Here is a 252-nt window from a genome sequence, read left to right as displayed (position 1 = left end):
AGACCGCGGCCTTGCCGGCTTTCAATCAGCCGCTTCTCGAGGCGGTGCTGGAAAGTGACCTGCACGCGGGCTTGATCGAGCGACTGAACGAGTACGCCCTTCCGGTGACCTTGCTTGCCGGACCCGGCAACTGGATGCGGTTCCACCCGGTCTTCAACGAGTTTCTCAAAAGAACGGCCAGCCGCAGGGGTGTCGATGGCAACCGCTCCCTGAACCGCGCCGCACATTGGTTCGAGGCGCGCGCCGACATAG

General features: G+C 63.5%; 1 protein-coding gene. It reads left to right on the top strand.

The window, feature by feature from the left end:
* Positions 1-252: winged helix-turn-helix domain-containing protein (locus ACR9ZH_RS18465; protein ID WP_481292221.1), on the top strand; the 252-nt coding region annotated here is incomplete at both ends.

Source organism: Luteibacter sp. SVR4-7G, assembly GCF_056755555.1.
This window is presented reverse-complemented; position numbering and strand designations above follow the sequence as displayed.